The organism is Streptomyces sp. NL15-2K (assembly GCF_030551255.1).
GTDB lineage: Bacteria > Actinomycetota > Actinomycetes > Streptomycetales > Streptomycetaceae > Streptomyces.
Map to the genome: position 1 here is coordinate 1,981,844 of NZ_CP130630.1, position 22,629 is coordinate 2,004,472.

Annotated in this window: 21 protein-coding genes; 9 read left to right on the forward strand and 12 right to left on the reverse strand. The window is 70.6% G+C overall.

The annotated features are described in order from the left end of the window. Window positions 1-109: 109 nt before the first annotated feature. The 3 genes from Q4V64_RS08390 to Q4V64_RS08400 form a co-directional block, all read right to left on the reverse strand. Window positions 110-1,063, reverse strand: coding sequence for an EamA family transporter (locus Q4V64_RS08390; RefSeq protein ID WP_124443950.1), 954 nt, complete (start codon window positions 1,061-1,063; stop codon window positions 110-112). A 213-nt stretch (window positions 1,064-1,276) separates the two neighbouring features. Further along, window positions 1,277-2,281, reverse strand: a complete 1,005-nt coding sequence (locus Q4V64_RS08395; protein ID WP_124443949.1) for an EamA family transporter — start codon at window positions 2,279-2,281, stop codon at window positions 1,277-1,279. 81 nt (window positions 2,282-2,362) lie between these two features. Further along, window positions 2,363-2,905 (reverse strand): Clp protease N-terminal domain-containing protein, encoded by a 543-nt coding sequence (locus Q4V64_RS08400; RefSeq protein ID WP_124443948.1) that lies wholly within the window; start codon window positions 2,903-2,905, stop codon window positions 2,363-2,365. A 326-nt stretch (window positions 2,906-3,231) separates the two neighbouring features. Here Q4V64_RS08400 and Q4V64_RS08405 point away from each other — a divergent pair, with 326 nt between their 5' ends. Further along, a complete protein-coding gene (locus Q4V64_RS08405; protein ID WP_124443947.1) occupies window positions 3,232-3,660 on the forward strand; it encodes an SRPBCC family protein in 429 nt (142 codons plus the stop codon). Between the two features lie 99 nt (window positions 3,661-3,759). Here Q4V64_RS08405 and Q4V64_RS08410 read toward each other — a convergent pair whose 3' ends face one another. Continuing rightward, window positions 3,760-4,374 carry a PadR family transcriptional regulator gene (locus Q4V64_RS08410; RefSeq protein ID WP_124443946.1) on the reverse strand — a complete coding sequence of 205 codons (615 nt, stop codon included), beginning with the start codon at window positions 4,372-4,374 and terminating at the stop codon, window positions 3,760-3,762. Window positions 4,375-4,546: 172 nt separating this feature from the next. Here Q4V64_RS08410 and Q4V64_RS08415 point away from each other — a divergent pair, with 172 nt between their 5' ends. Beyond that, window positions 4,547-5,356, forward strand: a complete 810-nt coding sequence (locus tag Q4V64_RS08415) for a PhzF family phenazine biosynthesis protein (protein WP_124443945.1) — start codon at window positions 4,547-4,549, stop codon at window positions 5,354-5,356. Window positions 5,357-5,434: 78 nt separating this feature from the next. Here Q4V64_RS08415 and Q4V64_RS08420 read toward each other — a convergent pair whose 3' ends face one another. Together Q4V64_RS08420 and Q4V64_RS08425 are read right to left on the reverse strand one after the other, a co-directional pair. Continuing rightward, window positions 5,435-6,250, reverse strand: a complete 816-nt coding sequence (locus Q4V64_RS08420) for a type II CAAX endopeptidase family protein (RefSeq protein ID WP_253267298.1) — start codon at window positions 6,248-6,250, stop codon at window positions 5,435-5,437. A 117-nt stretch (window positions 6,251-6,367) separates the two neighbouring features. Further along, on the reverse strand, window positions 6,368-7,885 hold the full coding sequence (locus tag Q4V64_RS08425) for a glutamate-cysteine ligase family protein (RefSeq protein ID WP_124443944.1): 1,518 nt from the start codon (window positions 7,883-7,885) through the stop codon (window positions 6,368-6,370). A gap of 559 nt (window positions 7,886-8,444) precedes the next feature. On the opposite strand from Q4V64_RS08425, the gene Q4V64_RS08430 reads away from it, so the two are divergent. The 3 genes from Q4V64_RS08430 to Q4V64_RS08440 all read left to right on the forward strand — a co-directional run bounded on the left by Q4V64_RS08430 (window position 8,445) and on the right by Q4V64_RS08440 (window position 10,939). Beyond that, complete coding sequence (locus tag Q4V64_RS08430; protein ID WP_124443943.1) at window positions 8,445-9,029, forward strand: hypothetical protein; 585 nt, start codon at window positions 8,445-8,447, stop codon at window positions 9,027-9,029. A gap of 427 nt (window positions 9,030-9,456) precedes the next feature. Next, window positions 9,457-9,663 (forward strand): DUF5999 family protein, encoded by a 207-nt coding sequence (locus Q4V64_RS08435; RefSeq protein WP_124443942.1) that lies wholly within the window; start codon window positions 9,457-9,459, stop codon window positions 9,661-9,663. Window positions 9,664-9,889: 226 nt separating this feature from the next. Then, a complete protein-coding gene (locus Q4V64_RS08440; RefSeq protein ID WP_124443941.1) occupies window positions 9,890-10,939 on the forward strand; it encodes a LacI family DNA-binding transcriptional regulator in 1,050 nt (349 codons plus the stop codon). Window positions 10,940-11,003: 64 nt separating this feature from the next. Here the strand turns inward: Q4V64_RS08440 and Q4V64_RS08445 are convergent, their stop codons facing one another. The 5 genes from Q4V64_RS08445 to Q4V64_RS08465 form a co-directional block, all read right to left on the reverse strand. Beyond that, complete coding sequence (locus tag Q4V64_RS08445; RefSeq protein WP_124443940.1) at window positions 11,004-12,083, reverse strand: endo-1,4-beta-xylanase; 1,080 nt, start codon at window positions 12,081-12,083, stop codon at window positions 11,004-11,006. Window positions 12,084-12,138: 55 nt separating this feature from the next. Beyond that, complete coding sequence (locus tag Q4V64_RS08450; protein WP_253267300.1) at window positions 12,139-12,903, reverse strand: carbohydrate ABC transporter permease; 765 nt, start codon at window positions 12,901-12,903, stop codon at window positions 12,139-12,141. Between the two features lie 74 nt (window positions 12,904-12,977). Further along, window positions 12,978-13,985, reverse strand: a complete 1,008-nt coding sequence (locus Q4V64_RS08455; RefSeq protein WP_124443938.1) for a sugar ABC transporter permease — start codon at window positions 13,983-13,985, stop codon at window positions 12,978-12,980. A gap of 5 nt (window positions 13,986-13,990) precedes the next feature. Beyond that, window positions 13,991-15,283 carry an extracellular solute-binding protein gene (locus Q4V64_RS08460; protein ID WP_124443937.1) on the reverse strand — a complete coding sequence of 431 codons (1,293 nt, stop codon included), beginning with the start codon at window positions 15,281-15,283 and terminating at the stop codon, window positions 13,991-13,993. A gap of 183 nt (window positions 15,284-15,466) precedes the next feature. Then, on the reverse strand, window positions 15,467-16,972 hold the full coding sequence (locus Q4V64_RS08465) for a glycoside hydrolase family 43 protein (RefSeq protein ID WP_124443936.1): 1,506 nt from the start codon (window positions 16,970-16,972) through the stop codon (window positions 15,467-15,469). Window positions 16,973-17,262: 290 nt separating this feature from the next. On the opposite strand from Q4V64_RS08465, the gene Q4V64_RS08470 reads away from it, so the two are divergent. Further along, entirely contained in the window at window positions 17,263-19,215 is a 1,953-nt protein-coding gene (locus Q4V64_RS08470) for an APC family permease (protein ID WP_124443935.1), read from the forward strand. A gap of 42 nt (window positions 19,216-19,257) precedes the next feature. On the opposite strand, the gene Q4V64_RS08475 is transcribed toward Q4V64_RS08470, so the two are convergent. Continuing rightward, complete coding sequence (locus tag Q4V64_RS08475; RefSeq protein ID WP_124443934.1) at window positions 19,258-19,866, reverse strand: DUF1707 domain-containing protein; 609 nt, start codon at window positions 19,864-19,866, stop codon at window positions 19,258-19,260. Between the two features lie 127 nt (window positions 19,867-19,993). Here Q4V64_RS08475 and Q4V64_RS08480 point away from each other — a divergent pair, with 127 nt between their 5' ends. The 3 genes from Q4V64_RS08480 to Q4V64_RS08490 all read left to right on the forward strand — a co-directional run bounded on the left by Q4V64_RS08480 (window position 19,994) and on the right by Q4V64_RS08490 (window position 22,236). Next, window positions 19,994-20,389: a helix-turn-helix transcriptional regulator gene (locus Q4V64_RS08480; RefSeq protein ID WP_124443933.1), complete on the forward strand. Its 396-nt coding sequence runs from the start codon at window positions 19,994-19,996 to the stop codon at window positions 20,387-20,389. A gap of 168 nt (window positions 20,390-20,557) precedes the next feature. Continuing rightward, the gene (modA, locus tag Q4V64_RS08485) at window positions 20,558-21,385 is read left to right on the forward strand and encodes a molybdate ABC transporter substrate-binding protein (protein WP_124443932.1); all 828 of its coding nucleotides are present in this window, start codon (window positions 20,558-20,560) and stop codon (window positions 21,383-21,385) included. Window positions 21,386-21,414: 29 nt separating this feature from the next. After that, entirely contained in the window at window positions 21,415-22,236 is an 822-nt protein-coding gene (locus Q4V64_RS08490; protein WP_253267299.1) for an ABC transporter permease, read from the forward strand. Window positions 22,237-22,629: the final 393 nt, after the last annotated feature.

Sequence of the window (22,629 nt, forward strand, 5' to 3'; positions counted from 1 at the left end):
CTCGGGCTTTCGGGTGGTGCGGCGAGAGCCCGTGCCGGGCGTCGCGCGGCAGGCGCCACTTTCGCAACAGGCCCTAGGGGCCCGTCGCTCGCAGAAGGGCCCTTCTCCGTCACACGAGCACCGGTTCCCCCTCCGGCTCCGCCGCGCCCCGCGCTTCCGCCACCGCGAGCCCCGCGACCGAGCCGAGCAGGAGCAAGGTGCCGACCACCGTGGCCGGGGTGAGCCGCTCACCGAGCACGGCGACGGCCAGCACCGCCGCGCTCACCGGTTCCAGCAGCATGATGACGGACACCGTGGCCGACCGGACGACGGCCGCGCCCGCGAAGTAGAGGCCGTAGGCGAGGGCCGTGGGGACGGCCGCGATGTAGGCCAGCAGCCACAGGAGGCGGGCCGGTTCGGCGGTGTGCGGCACCAGCCCCTCGGCCAGGGCGAGCGGCAGCAGGCACAGGCTGGTGACCGCGAACGCCCCCACGGACGTACTGGCGGTGTCCACCCCGCCATCGCGGCCCCACCGGCGGGTGAGCAGGGTCATCACGCTGTACCCGGCCGCCGACAGCAGCGCGAGCAGGACGCCCCACGGGCGTACGGCCGCGTCCTCGCCGCCGAGCGTCAGCACCCCCAGTCCGGCGAGCGCCCCGACGACGGCGACGATCCCGCCGTTCCCGAGCCGCTCCCCCAGGGTCAGCCGCGCGCCGAGCGTGATGAGGACGGGCCCGGCGCCGAGCGTGACGACGGTGGCCACGGCGAGTCCGGTGGACCGCACGGCCGCGAAGTAGGCCGTCTGGAACACGGCCAGTCCGACACCTGTGACACCGACCCGCAGCGCCTTGCGACGCAGCGGTTCCCGTACGGCGGTCCGGGCGCCGCCCGGACGCAGGAGACGGGCGGCGAGCAGCAGCACGAGCCCGGCCGCGCAGCGCCAGAAGGACAGGGCGACGGGCCCGATGTCACTGGCCCGGTAGGCCAGGGAGGCGGCCGCGCCCGCGGTGCCCCAGGCGACACCGGCGACGATCAGATAGAGGAGGCCTCGCCCGATGGGCAGGCCGGAAGCAGTATGCGACACGTGTTCTCTCCGCAGATGCGCACGATGCGCCGAAGTTCAGGGAGGACGCCCGCTCGGCGGGGTCCACGGACTTCTTCTGCGGGCAGCACCGTCCGCCCGGCGGCATGCCGGGCTCAGCCCAGGGGGTCTCAGGACCGCCCCTGGTGTCCGGAGGCCCGCCTCAGGCGGCCGGAGGCGGAAGAACGAGTGCGTTCGTATGCATGATCCGGCAGCCTATGGGGCGGTCCCGCGCGCCGACAACTCCCTTTCGGTGCCGCCCCTGGCGACCGGCTCCGGGGAGCTCTTGGCGGGCGCCGACGACTGCGCGATGAACGCGCCGGCCAGGACGACGGCTCCGCCGATGATCTGCGGTGCCGAGAGGTGCTCGCCGAGCAGGAACCAGGCGAGGACGGTCGCGATGACCGCTTCGAGGCACGCCACGACACCGGCCACCTGCGGGGAGAGCCGGCGCACCGAGAGCACGCCGGTGGCATAGGCGACAACCGTGGTGACTAGCACGATCCAGGTCAGCAGCAGACCGGCCGCGACCGGGCTGCCGTCCATGTCCACGGTGCGGGCGAGCACGGACCATTCCATGGTCCAGGGGCGGGCGACGGCGGTCAGGACGGCCGTGCCGACGAGGAGGCCGTACGCGATGACCCCGAGCGGGTCGGGTGCCTGGTCGCCCGAGGCGCTGCCGTGGTCGGCGAGGACGAAGTAGCCGGCCTGGCAGCAGGCGGCGCCGAGGGCCAGGAGCAGACCGAGGGCGTCGAAGCTCAGGCCCGACCAGACCTCCACGACGCAGGCGAGCCCGCCGACCGCGAGGACCACGCCGAGTGCGGCGGCCCGCGTCACCGGCCGCCGCTGCACGAACCGCACCCAGCCGAGCACGAAGGCGGGGCCGAGGTACTCGACGAGCAGGGCGACTCCGACGGGGATCCGGGAGATCGCGGCGAAGTAGCAGGCCTGGACGCCGGCCACGGCGAGCAGACCGAACCCGGCGAGCAGGGCGGGGCGGCGGCGCGGCAGCGCGCGGTGGCGCCAGGCGACCGGCAGCATCACCAGGGCCGCGGCCACGACGCGCAGCCACACCACGTGGAGCGGGTCGAGCCCCGCCTCGATCAGTGGTTTGGCCGCGACCCCGGATCCGCCGAAGGCGAGCGCGGACGCCAGTGCGAGACCGAGCCCGACGCTCTTTCCCCGGCTGCCGTGACTGCTCTCAGACATATGCACCGGCACATGATGACAGGCGATGACATGAGCGTCATCCCTGTTGACACCTGTCTCAACGGCTGGACGGCACTACCCCGAGGGCGCTCATCAGGCGCGATCCGTCTCCAGGCGGCTGTCGACCCGTGCGAACACCTCACGCGCGTCGATCCCCGCACGGTCCAGCACCTCGACGGCCCGCGCCTGCGGGTCCACGACGATCGCCGCGAGCAGGTCGACGCCGTGGGCCGGCCCACCGCCGCGCCGTTCGGCCCGCGCGCGGGCGTACTCCATCGCGCCCGCGGCCAGCGGCGAGTAACCCTCGGCCTGCGTCACCACGGGTACGGCGCCGGAGTCCTCGACGCTGCCCTGCCAGCGCAGGCCGTAGCCGATGCTGCGCTGGACGAGGTAGCCGAGCAGGCGGGCGAACTGCGGTTCCCCGTCGAAGACGGCCCGCACCTCGGGGTCGGACTCCAGCAGTGAATGCAGCAGATGGGCCGTGTCGACCTGCCGGTCCCCGTCCCTGAGCGCCCGTCGCCGGGCACCGGAGACCACCGCTGCCAGTTCGGCACTGAGCCTGGCATCGTCGTCCGTGTGGGCCGGGCGCCGACCGGCGGGCTCGTGGGCCGCCTGCCGGGGGATACGGGGTTGCACACCCCCTACCCCATCAGTCCCGCCGGCCTTGCGTCATCCACGGGAGGAAGCATTTTGACGTCCCACGGGAAGGGGACACGGCGCGACGTATCTCCTCCTTGCGGATGAGATCACGCTGTTTTCCCCGAAGGGCGCGCGCCGCCTTGCGCCACGCCCTCTCGCCCACGTTTCGCACGGACGCATACGTCTCGCCCGGATGCATACGTCTCGCCCGGATGCATACGTCTCGCACAGACGAAGAGATCTGACGGTTCATCAGTATTGAATGTTCCGGGCTGCGCGGCTACGTTCCGCGACACCGTAGCCCGACACGAAGAGGTGGTCGCATGGCCGAAGTCAGCGCGGAGGCACGGATCGGGGCACCCGCGGAGAAGGTCTGGGACCGGCTGACCGACTGGTCCTCGTACGGCGAGTGGAACGCGACCCACACCAGCTTCCCCAAGGGCGGCCCCGAGTCCCTCGCCGTGGGCGGGACGTTCCAGGAGAACATGAAGCTCATGGGGTTCCCGGCCGAGGTCGAGTGGACCATCGAGGAGCTGGAGCCGGCCCGGGTGTTCGCGATCCGCGGCAAGGGCCCGATGGCCGTGACCGTCGCCACGCGCTACACCCTCACGCCCGACGGCGACGCCACGTCGGTCCGCATCGACGGCGAGTTCACCGGCGCGGCCGTCTCGCTGATGGCGGGCAAGCTCAAGGACTCGGCGACGGCCGCCCTGAACGAGTCGCTGCGCAAGCTGGCCGGACTGGTGAGCTGACGGCCGCACGCAGCAAGGCGCCCCGCGGATCGCTCCACGGGGCGCCTGCCGCACTACGGACGGTCCGGCCGTACGACCGGCTGTCCGGCCGCCGGGCCATCAGTCCTCGTCGGCGAGGATCAGGTACAGCTTCTTGCGGGTGTCGTTGATGACAGCGAGCGCCTTCTCGCGCTGCTCCTTGCTGCCGGTCTTCCAGACCTGCCCGAAGGCCTCCATCAGACCGAAGCCGGCCTGCCGGATCTCGCCAAGGGCCTCCCAGTCGACACCGCGCGAGGCTTCCTCCCACGGCGCGTCGGGCCCCTCGTCGGCCGCGGTACGGCCGGCGTCGGTGAGCGAGAACAGATTCTTGCCGCCCTCACTCTCGCTGGTGATCAGCCCCTCGTCCTCCAGCAGCTGGAGGGTGGGGTACACCGAACCAGGGCTGGGCTTCCACGCCCCGCCGCTGCGCTCGGCGATCTCCTGGATCATCTCGTAACCGTGCATGGGCCGGTCCTTCAGCAGGGCCAGGATCGACGCGCGCACATCACCGCGCCGCGCCCTGCCCCGCGGTCCGCCACGACCCCTGTGACCCCAGGGCCCCGGACCGAAGCCCGGTCCTCCGAAGCCGGGACCGCCCGGCCCGAAGGGGCCGAAGGCACCACGTCGACCGTCGAAACCGCCTTGGTCCTGACGACCGCCACCACCGTGTCCACGCTCGAATCCATGGGAACGCATCGCAATCACTCCATTCCATCGTTGATCTGTCGCGATGTCTCAACGATATATCGGAACTGTTCGCATGGCAAGGCCCGGATGCGACGGCCGTTCGACGGCGCCCCCAGAAACCGGTCCAGCGTTCCGGAATTGGCCTTGGCCCGCCCCTCCACGCCCCCCCTAGCGTCAGGGCATGCACATCCGAATCGTCGACGCCTTCACCGACCGTCCCTTCGCCGGCAACCCGGCCGGAGTGCTCCTCCTCGACGCCTTCCCGGACGACGGCCGGCTCCAGCGGGTGGCCATGGAGGTCAACCACGCCGAGACCGCGTTCGCCCACCGCCTGCCCGAGGGCGGCGAGGCGGACTGGGCGCTGCGCTGGTTCACACCCACCAACGAGGTCGCTATGTGCGGCCACGCGACGCTGGCCACGGCCCACGTCCTGCACCGCACCGGCGTCCACGAGGGCCCGGTGCGGTTCGCCACCCGGAGCGGTGTCCTCCTCGCCACGCCGGGCGAGGACGGCTCGATCACCCTGGACTTCCCGACGGCGCCGCTCACCGCGGTCGAGGTCCCGGAGGGAGTCGCCGAGGCACTGGGAGCCGAGCCGCACGCCGTCCGCGACACCGGTCCGAACGTCGGCGACCTGCTGCTCGAACTCGCCGACGAGAAGACGGTCCGCTCCCTGACCCCGGACCTCAAGGCCCTGGGCCGCCACTCCGAGCGCGGCATCATCGCCACCGCCCGCGCCGAGGACCCCTCACGCGGCTACGACTTCGTCTCCCGCTGCTTCTTCCCGAACGTCGGCGTCGACGAGGACCCGGTCACCGGCAGCGCGCACACCGCCCTCGCCCCCTATTGGTCGGAGCGCCTGGGCCGCCCCGTCCTCACCGGGCTGCAGGCCTCGCCGCGTTCCGGCCGTGTCCGCACCGAGCTGCGCGGCGACCGGACGTTGCTGAGCGGTCGCGCGGTCACCGTGATCGAGGGCGACCTGCTCGTCTGAGCAGCGCAGGAGGGCGTACGAACGCGAGAGGGGCGTACATGATCGTCGTACACCCCTCAAGGAAGTCCTCGAACGTCCTCACGCCGTCGGCAGCCAGCCCACCTTCCCGGCCAGCAGCGCGTATCCCACGAACGCCCCGATGTCGAGCAGTGAGTGCGCCACCACCAGCGGCCCCACCCGGCCCCAGCGGCGGTAGAGGTAGACGAACACCACGCCCATCACCATGTTCCCGATGAAGCCGCCGATGCCCTGGTAGAGGTGGTACGAGCCGCGCAGTACGGAACTTGCCACCAGCGCGGTGCCCGGCGTCCAGCCCAACTGGCCCAGCCGGCGCAGCAGATAGCCGACGACGATGACCTCTTCGAGGACGGCGTTCTGCACGGCCGAGAGAATCAGCACCGGATACTTCCACCACACGTCGGGCAGCGCCTCCGGCACGACCGTGAGGTTGAAGCCGAGGCCGCGTGCGGCCAGGTAGAAGGCGATACCGGTGCTGCCGATCACCGCCGCGATCGCGGCCCCGCGGCCGAGGTCCGGCCAGGGCCGGGTGCGGTCGAAGCCGAGGGTGCGCAGGCCCTGCCCCTCACGCAGCAGGAAGTGCGCGACGAGGGCGACGGGCACGAGCGCGGAGGCGATCCCGAACAGCTGCCAGGCGAGATCGAGCCAGGGTCGGCCCGGCGCGGCCGAGGCGTTGAGGGTGGCCGCCTGGTCCTTGAGGCCGCCGGGTTTGGTGACCGATCCGACAAAGCTGATCAGGGCGGACACACCACTCGCGCCGAGCGAAACGCCCAGGACGAGCAGCGTCTCGTCCCGGAGGATCCGCCTCAAGGGCCGCTCATGGGGAAAAGACTCAGCCACCGGGCCCGCCTCCGACTGCACACCTGCCTCCAGCATCACCGTCCTGGGACGTCACAGCTTGCCCGATCAATCTGGGGCGGGCGACAGCGACCCCCGCACACACACCGCCGTACGGTGTCCAGGACCTCGGCTCTCGGGCGGCCGACGCGGCCCTCACCCCAGTGGCACCGGCTCCGGCAGGCCCACCGGCCACGTGTGCACCGGTTCCCCCTTGTGCATCAGCTCGCGGTACCTCCGCGTCGTGGCGGCCAGCGCCGCCTCCCGCGAGAGCCCCGTCTCCAGCGCCCGGTGGAAGGTCGCCGCCTGCCAGGACGCGCCGTTGACCCGGCGCCGGCACCGCTCCTCGATCACGCCGAGGTACAGGTCCCGGTCGGCGGGCTCCACTCCCCACGCGTCGAGGCCGGCCTCGGCGAGCGGCAGCAGTTCGTCGCGGACGAGGCTGACGGCGTCGACCTCGGCCGTGCCGCCGTATCGTCCGCGCCGGGGCCAGGTGAGGCGGGCGTCGATGCCGTGCCGGCACGCGGCGTCGAAGTTGGCGGCGGCCGCCTCGAACGGCAGCCTGCTCCACACCGGCCGCGACTCCTCGGCGAGGGCCCGGACGACGCCGTAGTAGAAGGCCGCGTTGGCGATGACGTCCGTGATGGTGGGGCCCGCGGGCAGCACGCGGTTCTCCACGCGCAGATGCGGGACCCCGTCGGCGATGCCGTAGACCGGGCGGTTCCAGCGGTAGACGGTGCCGTTGTGCAGGACGAGCTCGGCGAGCTTGGGGACGCCGCCCGCGTCGAGGACCTCCAGCGGCTCCTCGTCGTCGCAGATGGGCAGCAGGGCCGGGTAGTAGCGCAGGTTCTCCTCGAACAGGTCGTACGCCGAGGAGATCCACCGCTCCCCGAACCAGGTGCGCGGCCGTACCCCCTGGGCCTGGAGTTCGGGCGGGCGGGTGTCGGTGGACTGCTGGAACAGCGGCGGGCGGGACTCCCGCCACAGCTCGCGGCCGAACAGGAACGGTGAGTTGGCGCCGACGGCGACCTGGGCGGCGGCGACGGCCTGCGCCGCGTTCCACACGTCGGCGAAGCGGCCCGGGGTGACCTGGAGGTGCAGTTGCACCGACGTGCAGGCGGCTTCGGGCGCGATCGACTTCGAGGTGCAGCTGAGGCGCTCCACCCCGTCGATCTCCAGGGCGAAGTCCTCGCCTCGGGCGGCCACGATCTGTTCGTTGAGCAACGCGTAACGGTCGACGTCGGAGAGGTTGGAGGAGACCAGGTCGTCGCGGTCGAGCGTCGGCAGAATGCCGATCATCACGATTCCCGCGTCGAGCTCTCCCGCTTTCCGGTCGGCATATGCCAGCGACGTACGGAGTTCCTCGGCAAGCCGATCGAATACCCGGCCGCCCAACCGGTGTGGAGCTATGTTGACTTCCAGGTTGAACATGGCGAGTTCTGTTTGGAAATCGCGGCTCGCGATCCGCTCCAGCACTTGCGCATTCAGCATTCTCGGCATGCCGTCGGCACCGGTGAGATTCAGTTCGATCTCCAGCCCCATGAGGTTCTTCGGGCGATCGAACCGCTTCTCCGCCAGGAGTCGCTCCAGGCCCGTCAGGCACCGCCGCAGCTTGTCGCGGTAGTGCTGGCGATCGGACAGGGCGAACGGCGCCGCCACGACCTTCTCCCCCATCGAAGCGTCCTTCCTCGCGATGGGCAGGCCGATGCGCCGGCCGCCAATGTCCGGGTCAGGTGGGATGATGCCCAGCCGGGACGATCGATAACGTCCCGCCTCGACCCGGGGCCCGCTACGCTGTCGACATGACCGGCGGCACATTCACCGGGCATGGTGCACTGTGCGGATTCGAGTGCCCCGAAGGGCTCGTGAAAAACGCCGACGAGAATAGGCCGACCGCTCGCCGGGCATTTTCCGAGGTCATCGCCACGCGGTCGGCCCGGAATCGGGATGATTCCCGCGAAACGCCGACCGAATGAACCCTTGCTCTACTCGTCGGAAACGACTAGACGAAACACCGTGTGAACATATGTCGTATAAACTTCGCGAACAAGGCAGAAGGCTGGCGCCCGCGGCCCTCGGTACTGCCGTCAGGTGACCTACGGCAGGCGTCTTCCGCATCCCTCGCCATCGGACCACGGCCCCCGCCTCTCTGACCCCGTGAGCTGACAGCGTCGTCCGCCCCCAGCCCCGCCCTCGCGCCACCGTGCCTGTCGAACGAGAGAGGCGACCCACCATGCCCCTGCACGTCCCCCCGGCTCCCGCGCCCGCACTTCGCTCCGTCCTCACCGCCCTCGGTTCCCCCACCGCGGTCCGCGAGGCCCGAACTCCCTCCCTGCTGCACGCCCAGGGACCCGCCACACCCGAGCTGCCGCTGCCGGTGCACGTCCTGGACGGCGTGGACAGCGCGGGCGTCCCCGCCACCCGGCTGGCCGGCTGGCGCTTTCTGATCCGCTGCGGCGACCGCGCGGTGGCCGCGGCGGAGACCATGCTGACCCCCGACGGCTGGGCGTTCTCGCGGTTCTTCGAGGGTCCGTACGTCGCCGCCACCGAGCGCGCGCTGCGCCAGGCCGAGACCGTCGCGCAGCCCTACCAGCCGCGTCTGCTGTCGATCCCCGGCCTCTACATGCTCGCGCTCTGGCTGCACGGCGACTGCACCGCCGACGGCGCCACCGGCCACCCCGCCGCCACGGACCTGCTCGTCCCGCTGGCGCCCGCGCCGCCCGGCATCGCCGCCCACCGTCCGCATCAGGTCGCCGAGTTGCTGCCGGTGCTGACTCATCGGGTGACTCCGGCGCCGCTGCTGGGTTCGCCCGCCTGAGAATCCCCCTCACACCGACGCGCGTACCCCGTTCCCGAATTCCGGGGAGCGGGGTACGCCGCTGTTTCGAGTGCCCTTAGGCTCTTGGGGAGTTTCGGCGGTGGCCAACGGTGGCCAATTCGCTCTTACGAGCGCTTTATGGCTCGTAAGAGCCGGGCCGGCCTCCGGCCCGTCCGGACTAGCTCCATTCGGTCACCGCCAACCACCCAAAGTGACAGTGCAGTTGGAGTGAACCGTCCGAGCGGGTGGTGCGTCATCAACCTGTGAAGAAGCGGTGCTGCTAAATCCCTGCGGATTGACGCCCGTGGGGCAACACTGGGTTCCGACCGACACATCACAACGGGGGGCGGCCATGAACGACGCTTCAAGCCGCGCAACAGACACAACAGCCATCTCATCCGTCACGACAGAGCGAAAGATCCCACCAATGTGCCAGCACCAGCCACCGTGTCCGACAGCCGACTCCGCCGACCGGGAATCCGCCCGTCTCGTGGCGCACCACCCGGAGCAGGGATGGAGCCTGCTGTGCAACGGCGTTCTGCTCTTCGAGGACACCGGTGAGCTCCTGCCGGACGGCCGGGTCATCGCCCCGCGCCGCCCGCTGGGCACCGGCAAGGTGATGACGGCCGCCTAGACCAGGGCGGCAGCGGGCGGTCCGCCGGATCATCGGATCGCCCGGAGAACATGAGGGGCCGGCTCGCAGCCAGCGACTGCGCACCGGCCCCGACGCATGTCCGGGGTCGGTCACTCCCCGTAGTCCGCCGTGTGTGATGCCGTTCGTGGCACGGCCCCTTCCCATGGTCACCCTCTTTCCGGAAGACTCCTGGAAGTTTCGAGAGCGCGTCGACGGAGGTGGGGAAGTGGCAGCACACGAGGCCGACGCCGAGACCGGGCCGCAGGCCCGGGGCAAGGTCACGATCACGGAGATCGCCCGGCGGGCCGGGGTCTCGGTGCCGACCGTGTCCCGGGTCGTCAACGGCCGGTCCGACGTCTCGCCGCAGACCCGCGCCCGGGTCGAGGACCTGCTGCAACGACACGGCTACCGCAAGCGCCCGGTCGCCCCCGGCACCCGCGCCGCCCTGCTCGACCTCGTCTTCAACAACCTCGACAGCCCTTGGGCGGTGGAGATCATCCGGGGAGTCGAGGAGGTCGCCCACGCGGCCGGGGTCGGCACCGTGGTGTCGGCGATCCACGGGCGCGCCGGCGACGCCCGCGAATGGCTGCGCAATCTGCGGGCCCGCGCCTCCGACGGCGTCATTCTCGTCACCTCGGCGCTGGAGCCCGTACTGCACGAGGAGTTGCGCATCCTCGGCGTCCCGCTGGTGGTCGTCGACCCGGCCGGCTCTCCCGCCCTCGACGTGCCCACCATCGGCGCCGCCAACTGGTCGGGCGGCATGGCGGCCACCGAGCACCTGCTGTCGCTGGGCCATCGCAGGATCGGCCTGATCGCCGGTCCGCGCCGGCTGCTGTGCTCCCGGGCCCGCTTCGACGGCTACCGCGCGGCCCTGGAGGGCGCCGGCCTCGCGGTCGACGACTCCCTCGTCGTGCCCGGCGACTTCCACCCCGAGTCCGGATTCACCGGCTGCACCGCTCTGCTGGACCTGCCCGAGCCGCCGACCGCGGTGTTCGCGGCCAGCGACCAGATGGCGCTCGGCGCGATCGAGGCGCTGCGGCGGCGCGGGCTGAGGGTTCCGGAGGACATGAGCCTGGTCGGTTTCGACGACCTTCCGGAAGTCCGCTGGTCGGCTCCGCCTCTCACCACGGTCCGCCAGCCACTCGCCGACATGGGCAAGCTCGCCGTCCGCACGGTGCTCCGGCTGGCCCGCGACGAACAGCCGGACTCGCCGCGGGTGGAACTGGGCACGGAACTGGTGGTGCGAGCGAGCACGGCACCGCTCCTCCCAGCGTGACAACAGGCGTTGCCGGGCGCCCCACTCTCCGGCGCCCGGCAACGGGTCCCTGCCCTGCGGCGCCCTACTTCTTCAGCGCCTCCCTGATCGCGAAGTAGGCCGGCTTCGGCGCCAGCTGCTCGTCCCACGGCAGCGCCGCGCCCTCGCCCTCGAAGAACGCCGGGATCCACGAGTACTTGTCCGTGTAGTCCCACAGCGTGATGCCGACGCAGCGGCGCACCGCGAGACAGGCCTCGGTCAGGTCGCGGTACCACTCCGCCTGCGTGGCCAGCTTCGCCTCGTCCGCGGGCACGTACATACGGATGTCGACCTCGGTGAGCGCGGTGTCCAGCCCGAGCCGCGAGAAGCGTCGGAGGTTGTCCTCCAGCGTGGTCGGATAGCCGTACTGGAGCGCCAGGTGCGCCTGGAGGCCGATGCCGTGCAGCGGGACGCCCTGTGTCTTGAGTTCCTTGGCCAGCTTGTAGTAGGCGTCGCTCTTCGGGCCGATGGACTCGATGTTGTAGTCGTTGAGGTACAGCTTGACGCGCGGGTCGGCCTGGTGGGCCCAGCGCAGCGCGTCGGCGATGTAACCGGGGCCGAGCGTCTTGTAGAAGATCGTCTCCCGGTAAGTACCGTCCTCGTTGAAGGCCTCGTTGACGACGTCCCAGGCGAAGACCTTGCCGCGGTAGTGCCGTACCTCCGCCTGGATGTGCTTCTTCAGTACGGCCCTCAGCTCGGGGGCCGTCCACTCGCGGCTCGTGAGCCAGCCGGGCAGCTGGCTGTGCCAGACCAGGGTGTGGCCGCGCACCTTCTGGTGGTTGGCCCGGGCGAGGTTCACGATCTCGTCGCCCTTGGTCCAGTCGAAGACGCCCTGCTGGGGTTCGGTGGCGTACCACTTCATGCCGTTGCCGGGGGTGATCTGGTCGAACTCGCTGCCGAGGAGGGCCTTGTACGGCTCGTCGACGAGCTCGGGGTTGTCGGTGGCGCTGCCGAAGTAGCGGCCGTGGCGCTGGGCGAGGTCGGCGAGGGTGGGCTGCTTGCCGTGCTCCTCGCCCGCCTGGGCCGCCGGGCCGGTGGCGACCCCGGCGGCGACCAGGACGGCGGCGAGGGCGCCGGCGAGTCTGAGCCGGGTGCGGGAGCGGAGCGTCGTACGGATGGTGCGCATGGTGCGACTCCTCACGGTCGGATGTGGGTGTGAGCCGTACGTCCGCGGGCGCGCGTCATCCCTTCGTGGCGCCGGCGGTGAGGCCGCCGACGAGCTGACGCTCGGCGACCGAGTAGAAGGCGAGGGCGGGGACCATGGCCAGCACGAGGTAGGCGAAGACGCGGGCGGTGTCGGCGGAGTACTGGCCCTGGAACTGCTGGACGCCGATGGGGATGGTCCACCACGTGGAGTCGGTGAACACCAGCAGCGGCAGGAAGAAGTTGTTCCAGCTGGTGACGACGGCGAGGACCGAGACGGTGCCGAGGGCGGGCCGCGCCATGGGCAGCAGCACCCGCCAGAAGAAGCCGAACGGACTGCAGCCGTCGAGCGTGGCCGCCTCCTCCAGCTCGCCGGGGATCTGCCGGAAGAAGCCGCGCAGGATGATGATCGTCATCGGCAGTCCGAAGGCGGCCTGCGGGAGGATCACGCCGAGGGGGTTGTCCAGCAGGCCCATCGAGCGCAGCAGCAGGAACAACGGCAGGGCCGCCACCGCGAACGGGAACATCAGCCCCATCGTGAACAGCGTGAACAGCAACTCCCGCCCGCGGAAGGCGAACCGCGCGAAGGAGAACGCGGCGAGCGCGGAGACCGCGACGACGATGACGGTCGTCGCCACCGCGATCAGCGTGCTGCTGCCGAGCAACTGCCAGAAGGAGCCGGAACCGAGGATGCCGGTGTAGTTGGAGGTCACCCACGGGTCGGGCAGGCCGATCGGGTTGCCGGAGAGCTGGTCGGTGGACTTGAAGCCGGAGAAGACCGCGTAGAGCAGCGGTACGGCCATCACTGCGCCGACAGCGACGAGGACGACGTGGACCGGGAAGGTCTTCCCGCGCTTTCTGCTGGGGGACCTGGTCGTCACTTCCCGCCTCCTCGCATGGTCGTGGTGGCCCCTTCGAGGTCGCGGCGGAGCACGAACCGCTGGTAGGCGAGGGCGAAGACGAGGCTGATGCCGAACATGACCACGCTGATCGCGCTGGCGTAGCCGACCTGGTAGCGCTTGAAGCCGTACTGGAACATGGTCACGGCCATGGTCTCGGAGTGGTGGTCGGGGCCGCCCGCGGTGGTCACCCACACCAGGTCGAAGAGCTGGATGGAACCGATGACGGACAGGAAGACGCTGATCCGCAGGGTGGGCGCGAGCAGCGGCAGGGTGACGTTCCGGAACCGCTGCCAGGCGTTCGCGCCGTCGATCAGCGCCGCCTCGGTCAACTCGGCCGGGATGGACTGGAGTCCGGCCAGGTAGAGCATCATGTGGAAGCCGAAGTACTTCCAGGTCATGACGAGGAAGAGGGTCGCCATGACGGTGGAGGGATCGGCGAACCACTCCCCGCCCAGCCCGTCCAGGCCGATGCCGCCCAGGATCCGGTCGGCGAGGCCGTCGTCCGGGGCGAAGATCATGCTGAACAGCACGCCGGTGATGGCCTCGGACAGGACGTACGGCGCGAAGAACAGCATGCGGTAGACGGCCCGGCCGCGCACCTTCTGGTTGAGCAGGACGGCCATGGCGAGCGCGAACGGCAGCTGGAGGGCGAGCGACAGCAGCACCAGGACCAGGCAGCGCCACAGGTCGCCCAGGAAGACCTCGTCCTGGAAGAGCCGGGTGAAGTTGTCGCCGCCGATGTAGTCGGAGGGCATGCCGAAGCCGCTCCAGCGGAAGAAGGCGGCGTACAGGGCGAACAGGATCGGCAGCAGCACCAGGACGCCGAACAGCACCAGGGCGGGGAGCTGGAAGCCGACCGCGGTGAGCCAGTTCAGTGCGCGGCGCCGGGCCCGCCCCCGGGCCGCGCCTGCGGCCGGGGGCGGGGGATCGACGTCGGGGCCGGTCCGTTTGTCCGGCAGGAAGGTGGGGGTCGTGGAGGACACGTCGGCTACTGCTCTTCCTTCGCGGTCTTCGTGATCGACTCGGTGACCTGCTCGGGGGACTTGGAGCCGGCGATGAGCGCGGCCACGCTGTCGTTGACCTCCTGGCCGAGGGCGGGCGCGTAGGCCTGGTCGAGGTAGAGCTGGAAGCCGGTGGCACCCTTCAACTGCTTCTGTACGGCAAGGATGTTGGGGTCGGTGAGCGCGCTCTCGGCGGCCGGGACGACCGGGAGGACGCCGGTCTTCTTGACCAGTTCCACGTCGGTGGCCTCGGAGGCGAAGAACTTCAGGAAGTCGACGGCCGCCTGCGGAGCGCCCTGGCGCAGGGCGTGGCCGCCGCCCCCGCCGAACACCTCGGTGATGGCGCCCTTGCCGCCCTCGACCGCGGGGAACGGGAAGAAGCCGAGGTCGTCGCCGAGGCCCTTGCCTTGGTCCGCCTGGACGACCGGTGCCCACTGGCCCATGAGCTCCATCGCCGCCTTGCCGTTGCCGACGGTGGCGGCCTGGCCGTTGGGCGTGGAGTAGGCGGCGCCGAGGAAGCCCTTCTGGAACGGCTGGAGGTCGACGAGTTCCTGCAGGTGCTGTCCGGCCTGGACGAAGTCGTCGCCGGTGAAGTCCTTGTCGTCGTTGGCCTTCTGCAGCGCCTCGGCGCCCGCCGTGCGCATCGCGAGGTAGGCCCAGTAGTACATGCCGGGCCACTTCTCCTTGCCCGCGAGGGCGAGGGGGGTGATGCTCTTGGCCTTCAGCTTGTTCACCGCGTCGAGGAAGCCGCTCCAGGTGGTGGGGGGCGTGCTGACGCCCGCCTGCTTGAAGAGCGCCTTGTTGTACCAGAAGCCGATCATGCCGATGTCGAACGGGATGCCGTACACCTTCTCGTCGAGCAGGTACGGCTCCCTGGCGACCGGCAGCAGAGCGTCGGCCCAGTCCTTCGTCCGGTCCGTGAGGTCCTCGACGAGCCCCGCGTCGACCTGCTGCTTCAGTACGCCGCCGCCCCAGGTGTGGAAGATGTCGGGGAGCTTCCCCGAGGCGGTCAGCGCCGTCATCTTCGACTTGTAGGCGTCGTTCTCCAACTGGACGATCTTTATCTTCACCTTGGGGTTCTGGGCCTCGAACTTCTTGGCCAGTGCGGCCCAGACGCCCTTCGTGGGCTCAGTGGTGGAGATGTTCCACCACTCGACGGTGGTCGTCCCCGACGACCCTCCGTCCGAGTCGCCGCCGCAGCCGCTCAGTGCCGTCATGCTCAGCCCGGCCGCGGCGGACGCCGCCAGGAAGCCGCGGCGGGACAGTGCCGGGTCGCCCATTTTGCGCTCCTTGGGTACGGGACGGCGCGTCCACGCCTGTCCGCTGGACCGAAAGTTTCGGAGTAGATCCTGAAAGGTTCGTTGTTGCCGCACCCTAGAGACAGCTGCCAAACGGTGGCAACCCCTTGTACGCGGGCAATGTTGGGGGAGTCCGTCGCCGACTTGTTCCGGAAAGCGCCCGCTTCACGAGCCCGACGGGGTGTACGCGAACCAGTCGAAGGAAGCGCTGCCTTCGGTGACGTACATGCCGATCACCCGGCCGGTGAAGCCCCCGGCGACCTGCGTGGACAGATAGCGGCCGTCGAGTTCGGCCAGCGGCTCGCCGTCCGCGACCCGGAAGGCGATGGTGTCGGGGCCGCCGGGCCTGATTCCGGGGGCCTCCTCGCCGGGGACCGTGGCGGTGGGCGGCACGGGAGATGACGTACGGACCTCGACGACCAGCGTGACCGGCCCCGGCGCGAGCGACTGACGTGCCAGGCGCTGTCGCAGCGGAGCGATCCGGGCGATCACGCTCACCTCTCCCCCGGCGACCTCGAGGTCGTAGTGGTGGGCCTCGTCGAGGCGAACGGACAGGCCGGCGCGGCCCGTTCCGGGTTCCAGACAGGCCTCGATCCGGCAGTCGGAATGCTGCTGCCGACGCCCGACGAAGGTGTGGCCCGGCCGGTCGAGACTGTCCCCCGTGGCATGCAGGGTCAGCTGTCCCGGCCGTTCGCTCAGCGACCAGGAACCCTCCGGCCTGCTGCGCGGCGAGAGCCAGTACGGCGCCAGGTGCTCGGCGTCGAAGTCGTCCAGTTCCGGCGGGAGTTCGACGGGATGCCAGGCGGCCGGCGCCGGATGCCGCTCGCGCACCGGGCCGACCCGCGGCCATCCGTCCGCCCATTCCACCGGCGCCAGGAACGTCTCGCGGCCCAGCACGTGGAAGGACGGGAAGAAGCCGCGGGGGCGGGTGCCCAGGAGCAGCATCCACCACGTGCCGTCAGGTGCCTGAACCAGGTCGGCGTGGCCGGTGCACTGGATCGGCAGGTCGGTGCCGCGGTGGGACAGGATCGGGTTGGCCGGCGCCGGCTCGTAGGGGCCGCGCGGGGAGCGGGCGCGGGCGATGGAGACGCCGTGGCCGTGCGCGGTGCCGCCCTCGGCGAGCATGAGGTACCACCAGTCGCCGACGCGGTACAGGTGCGGCGCCTCGGGATGCTGGAGCCCCGTCCCGGACCACACCGGGAGGGGCCCTTCCAGCACCTTTCCCGTCGCGGGATCGATGCGCGCGAGTCGGACGCCGGAGACGGCACACCAGCAGGAGCCGTCCTCGTCCCACGCGAGGTCGGGATCGACTCCCGGCAGGTCGATCCGCACCGGGTCGGACCACGGCCCCTCGGGACGGTCGCTGGTGACAAGGAAGTTGCCCTGGCCGGAGACGTTGGTCGTGATCATGTAAAAGCGGCCGTCGTGGTACCGGATCGTCGGGGCGTAGATACCTCCGGAGGCCACGGCGTCGTCCGGCAGCTCCAACTGCCCCGGCCGGTCCAGCACGTTGCCGATCTGCCGCCAGTGCACGAGGTCACGGCTGCGGAAGAGGGGGACGCCGGGGACGTACTCGAAGCTGGAACACACGAGGTAGTAGTCCTCGCCCACCCGGCACACGCTGGGGTCCGGATGGAAGCCGGCGATCACTGGATTGTCGTACGTCCGCATGCGCGTCAGTCCCTTCGAGCGTCGCGAAAGGTGCGAAACATTCGGTTGATCTGGCGAACGTTACGGAGCTGCACTGTAGGTGGCCCTGGGAGCAGGAACAAGACGCCGAGCGGTCGCCGAGAACAGCGGGGACCGCAGCCGGTGGAGCACGCCCGGCCGGTCTTAACGCAAGCTTGACGCGCTCAGCCTCCTCATCCGCGGGCCCGAGCGTCACTCTCCGCTTACGCTGGTCGCGCCGTACGCGTGAGGGCCTCAGCCACACGCTGAGCCGCACCCCAGGAGCACGCCCGATGGCCACCACCGAACACCCCCCGACCAGTCGCCTGCGCTCATGGATGCTGGAGGGCCTGTCCGACATGGGGAAAGGCGGCGGCCACCAGGGACCACACGCCGCACCGGAACCCGCGCACAAGGGCCAGCGGTGGTGGCGGGTCATGTGCCTGACCGGTGTCGACTACTTCTCCACCCTCGGCTACCAGCCGGGCATCGCGGCCCTCGCAGCCGGCCTGCTGTCACCCATAGCGACCATCGTGCTGGTGATCGTCACCCTGGCGGGCGCCCTGCCCGTGTACCGGCGCGTGGCCGAGGAGAGCCCTCACGGCGAGGGTTCGATCGCGATGCTGGAGCGGCTGCTGTCCTTCTGGAAGGGCAAGCTGTTCGTCCTCACCCTGCTCGGCTTCGCCGCCACCGACTTCCTGATCACCATCACGCTGTCGGCGGCGGACGCCTCCACCCACCTCGTGGAGAATCCTCACCTCACCAGCACCCTCCACGACCAGCGGTTGCTGATCACCCTCGTCCTCGTGGCGCTGCTCGGCGCGGTCTTCCTCAAGGGCTTCCTGGAGGCGATCGGCGTCGCCGTCGCGCTCGTGGGCCTCTACCTCGCGCTCAACGTCGCCGTGGTGATCGTCGGCCTGTGGCACGTCGTCACCGCGGGCCACGTGATCACCGACTGGTCCAGCGCCCTGACCGCCGAGCACGGCAACGTCTTCGTCATGATCGGCGTGGCCCTGATCGTCTTCCCCAAGCTCGCGCTCGGCCTCTCCGGCTTCGAGACCGGCGTCGCCGTGATGCCGCACGTCAAGGGCGACCCGGGCGACACCGAGGAGAAGCCCGTCGGCCGGATCCGGGACACGAAGAAGCTGCTGACCGCGGCCGCCCTGATCATGAGCGTGTTCCTGATCGCCACCAGCTTCATCACCACCCTCCTGATACCGGAGAAGGAATTCGAACCGGGCGGCAACGCCAACGGCCGCGCGCTGGCCTACCTGGCGCACAACTATCTCGGCAACGCGTTCGGCACGGTCTACGACGTCTCGACGATCGCCATCCTGTGGTTCGCCGGCGCCTCGGCGATGGCCGGGCTGCTCAACCTGATGCCCCGCTACCTGCCCCGCTACGGCATGGCCCCGCACTGGGCCCGCGCCGTGCGCCCCATGGTCATCGTCTTCACCCTCGTCGCCTTCCTGGTCACCTGGATCTTCGACGCGGACGTCGACGCCCAGGGCGGTGCCTACGCGACCGGCGTCCTGGTGCTGATCAGTTCCGCCGCGATCGCGGTGACCATCGCCGCCCGCAAGGCCGGTCAGCGGACCTGGACCGTCGCGTTCGCCGTGATCTCCGCGGTGTTCCTCTACACGACGGTGGTGAACGTCATCGAGCGCCCCGACGGCGTGAAGATCGGCGCCTGCTTCATCGCCGGCATCATCCTGCTCTCCCTGCTGTCCCGGCTGGCCCGCGCCTTCGAGCTGCGCGTGACCAGCGTGACGCTGGACGACATGGCGGAACGTTTCATCAGGGACATGGCCAGCCGCAAGATTCGGTTCATCGCCAACGAGCCCGACCAGCGGGACCAGGCCGAGTACCGCGACAAGATCGAGCAGATCCAGCAGGACAACGACATCCCCGGGGAGGACTTCGTCTTCGTCGAGGTCACCGTCCTCGACCCCTCCGAGTTCGAGGCGGGCCTGACCGTGCGCGGTGAGGTCCTGCACCACCGCTACCGCGTCCTGACCCTGGAGTCCTCCTCCATCCCGAACGCCCTGGCGGCCCTGCTCCTGCACGTCCGCGACACCACCGGCCGCACCCCGCACATCTACTTCGAGTGGACCGAGGGCAACCCCTTCGCCAACTTCCTGCGCTTCTTCCTCTTCGGCCAGGGCGAGGTCGCCCCGGTCACCCGAGAGGTCCTGCGCGAGGCGGAACCGGACCGGGTCCGCCGCCCGCGCGTCCACACGGGCTGAGCAACGCACCCCGGCCGAGCCCGCGAGCCCCGGGCCCGCCTCTCAGTCGCGCATCGCCTTCCGGCCGAACCCGCGTCGCGGCGGACGCACCTCGACCTGCCCAAAACTCAGCTCTCCGGTGACCTCGACGCGCAACACCACGGGGGCACCGGACACGGCGGCCCGACGCGTCTTGATCTTGGCGTAGTTCGTCACCAGCGCGTCGGTGTCCACCACGACGCCCGGCCGGGTCACCAGCCTCAGGGCGCCGCCGCGCATGTCGAGGTCGATGCGCAGGGTGTCGTACGTGATCACGGCCTCGGTGAAGTCGAGCGTGACCTCGCCCCAGTCGGAGCGGATCTCCATCCGCCGCGGCACCACCCAGCCCTCGCCGCGCCGTGCCGAAGCGCCCTTCTGTTCGATCCGGACGACGCCCTTGGCCTCGACCGCACCCCCGTCCGCCACCGACGGCAGGTCCGCCGTCAGAGCGGCCAGTTCACCTATCGTGCGCGCGGACAGAGCGGCTTCCAGGCGCTCGTCGAGCTCCTCGGCGGTCAGCCGGCCGTCTCCCGCGGCGATGCGCAGCACGTCCACGACGCGGTCCCGGTCCGCATGCGAGGCCCGTAGCTCCGATTCCGGCGACACACCGGTGCGCAACAGTTCTCCGGCCATGGCTCCACCCCGATCTCCCGGGCGCCCGCTCGGACACCCCATCGCTCGACAAACTAACGCTATATCGCGTTACACTCAACGGCCAACCCCACCTCGCCGTTCCCCTTCGCCGCCTATCGTGACCGGCATGCAGTCCTACACAATCGGCCAGGCGGCGCGGCTGCTCGGCGTGAGCCCCGACACCGCCCGCCGCTGGGCGGACGCGGGCCGGGTGGCGACCCACCGCGACGACAGCGGGCGGCGGCTCATCGACGGGCGGGACCTGGCCGCGTTCTCGGTGGAGCTCGCCAAGGCCCAGAGCTCCGACGAGGACACGCCGTACACCTCGGCCCGCAACGCCTTCCCCGGCATCGTCACGGCGATCAAGCTGGGCGACGTGGCCGCCCAGGTCGAGATCCAGGCCGGACCCCACCGCCTGGTCTCCCTCCTGACCCGGGAAGCCGTCGAGGAACTCGGCCTGGAGGTCGGCATGGAGGCCACCGCCCGCGTGAAGTCGACGAACGTCCACATCGACCGCGCATGAACAGCCACCGCAGGCGCCTCCCGTGAAAACGCACATGCCCACCCCCATCCGTATCGAACCCTGCTCATGCGATGCCACAGGGGACTAACACCTCGCATATGCGGAAGTATGATCGGTGCATCGGAGGGGCCGACGGACTCCTCCCCCAGCAGACCGAGGGAGCAGCCCGTGACGACCCGTACCGCGCACCGGACCCGCCGGATCCTGCAGGCGGCCGGCGCGGGAGCCGCGGCGCTGCTGGCCCTGAGCGCCTGCTCCTCCTCGACCGGCTCTTCCAGCACGGGGTCCGACACCGCCGTCTCCGGCTCCTCGGCGAAACTCTCCGGCACAGTGACCGTCTTCGCGGCCGCCTCGCTCCAGGAGAGCTTCACGACCCTGGGCAAGGAGTTCGAGAAGGAGCACCCGGGCACCAAGGTGGTCTTCAACTTCGGCGGCAGCGACACGCTCGCCGCGAGCATCACCGGCGGCGCCCCGGCCGACGTCTTCGCCGCGGCCAGCACCAAGACGATGGCGATCGTGACGGACAAGAAGGACGCGGCCGGCACACCGGCCACCTTCGTCCGCAACCAGCTGGAGATCGCCACCCTGCCCGGCAACCCCGACAAGGTCGCCTCCCTGAAGGACCTCACCAAATCGGGCCTGAAGGTCGTGCTGTGCGACAAGACGGTGCCGTGCGGCTCCGCCGCCCAGACCGCCCTGGAAGCCAGTGGCCTCGAACTCACGCCGGTCTCGTACGAGCAGGACGTCAAAAGCGCCCTGACGAAGGTCGAGCTGAAGGAGGCCGACGCCGCCGTCGTCTACAAGACGGACGTGAAGGCGGCGGGCGACAAGGTGCAGGGCGTGGACTTCCCCGAATCGGCCGAGGCCGTCAACGACTACCCGATCGCCCTCCTCAAGAACGCCCCCAACCCCACCACGGCGAAGGCCTTCATCGAGCTGGTGAAGTCCGCCGGGGGCCAGAAAGTCCTGACCGAGGCGGGGTTCCTCAAGCCGTGACCGGGCCCGACAAGACCGACACCGTCGCCCTGCCGGGTGGACCGCGGCGTCGGCGTGTCCGGACGGGCGGTGGCCGAGGCGTGCCGCTGCCCCTCCTGGTCCCCGCCCTCGTGGGCCTGGCGTTCCTCCTCCTGCCGCTGATCGCCTTGCTCGTACGGGCCCCCTGGCGCAACCTGCCCGAGCAGCTGACCAGCGCCGAGGTCTGGGAGGCGCTGCGCCTGTCCCTGGTGTGCGCCACGGCGGCGACCACCCTCAGCCTGGTCATCGGCGTCCCACTGGCCTGGCTCCTGGCGCGCACCGACTTCCCCGGCCGCGGTCTGGTCCGCGCCCTGGTGACCCTGCCCCTCGTCCTGCCCCCCGTGGTCGGCGGCGTGGCCCTGCTGCTCGCGCTCGGCCGCAACGGCGTCGTCGGACAGTGGCTGGACTCCTGGTTCGGGATCACCCTTCCCTTCACCACGACGGGCGTCGTCCTGGCGGAGACCTTCGTGGCGATGCCGTTCCTCGTCATCAGCGTGGAGGGCACCCTGCGCGCCGCCGACCCGCGCTACGAGGAGGCGGCCACCACGCTGGGCGCCTCCCGCTTCACCGCGTTCCGCCGCGTCACGCTGCCGCTGATCGCGCCGGGGATCGCGGCGGGCTCGGTGCTGGCCTGGGCGCGGGCGCTGGGCGAGTTCGGGGCGACGATCACCTTCGCGGGCAACTTCCCCGGCCGCACGCAGACCATGCCCCTCGCGGTCTACCTGGCCCTGCAGAACGACCCCGCGGCCGCGATCGCCCTCAGCCTGGTACTCCTGGCGGTCTCGATCGCGGTGCTGGCGGGACTGCGGGACCGCTGGATGACAGCGCCATGAGCCCCAGCCGCACAACCTCACAGGCAACCGACGCATCGAGCCGACGGCAGCCGCACGCCTGGCCACCCCGCCAAACCACGGACAGCCGCGCCCAACCACTCCGTCAGACTGCGGACAGCCGCGCCCAACCACCCCGCCAGACCGCGGACAGCCCCGCCCAACCACCCCGTCAGGCTGCGGGCATTCGTGCCGCCTGGGGCGGCACGGGTGGGCGCAGCCGGCACCCCGCCAGCGCCGGGCCGCGCGACCCACCCCCGGCCGGCACCCACCCCGCTGCACGCATGAACACGGTCCACAGAAATCCCCGGCGCCAACCCCGCCCACGCAACGAACGTACGAAGCACCTCCCAACCCCCAACCCCCAACCCCCGCTCCCCACACCACACGCCGCCA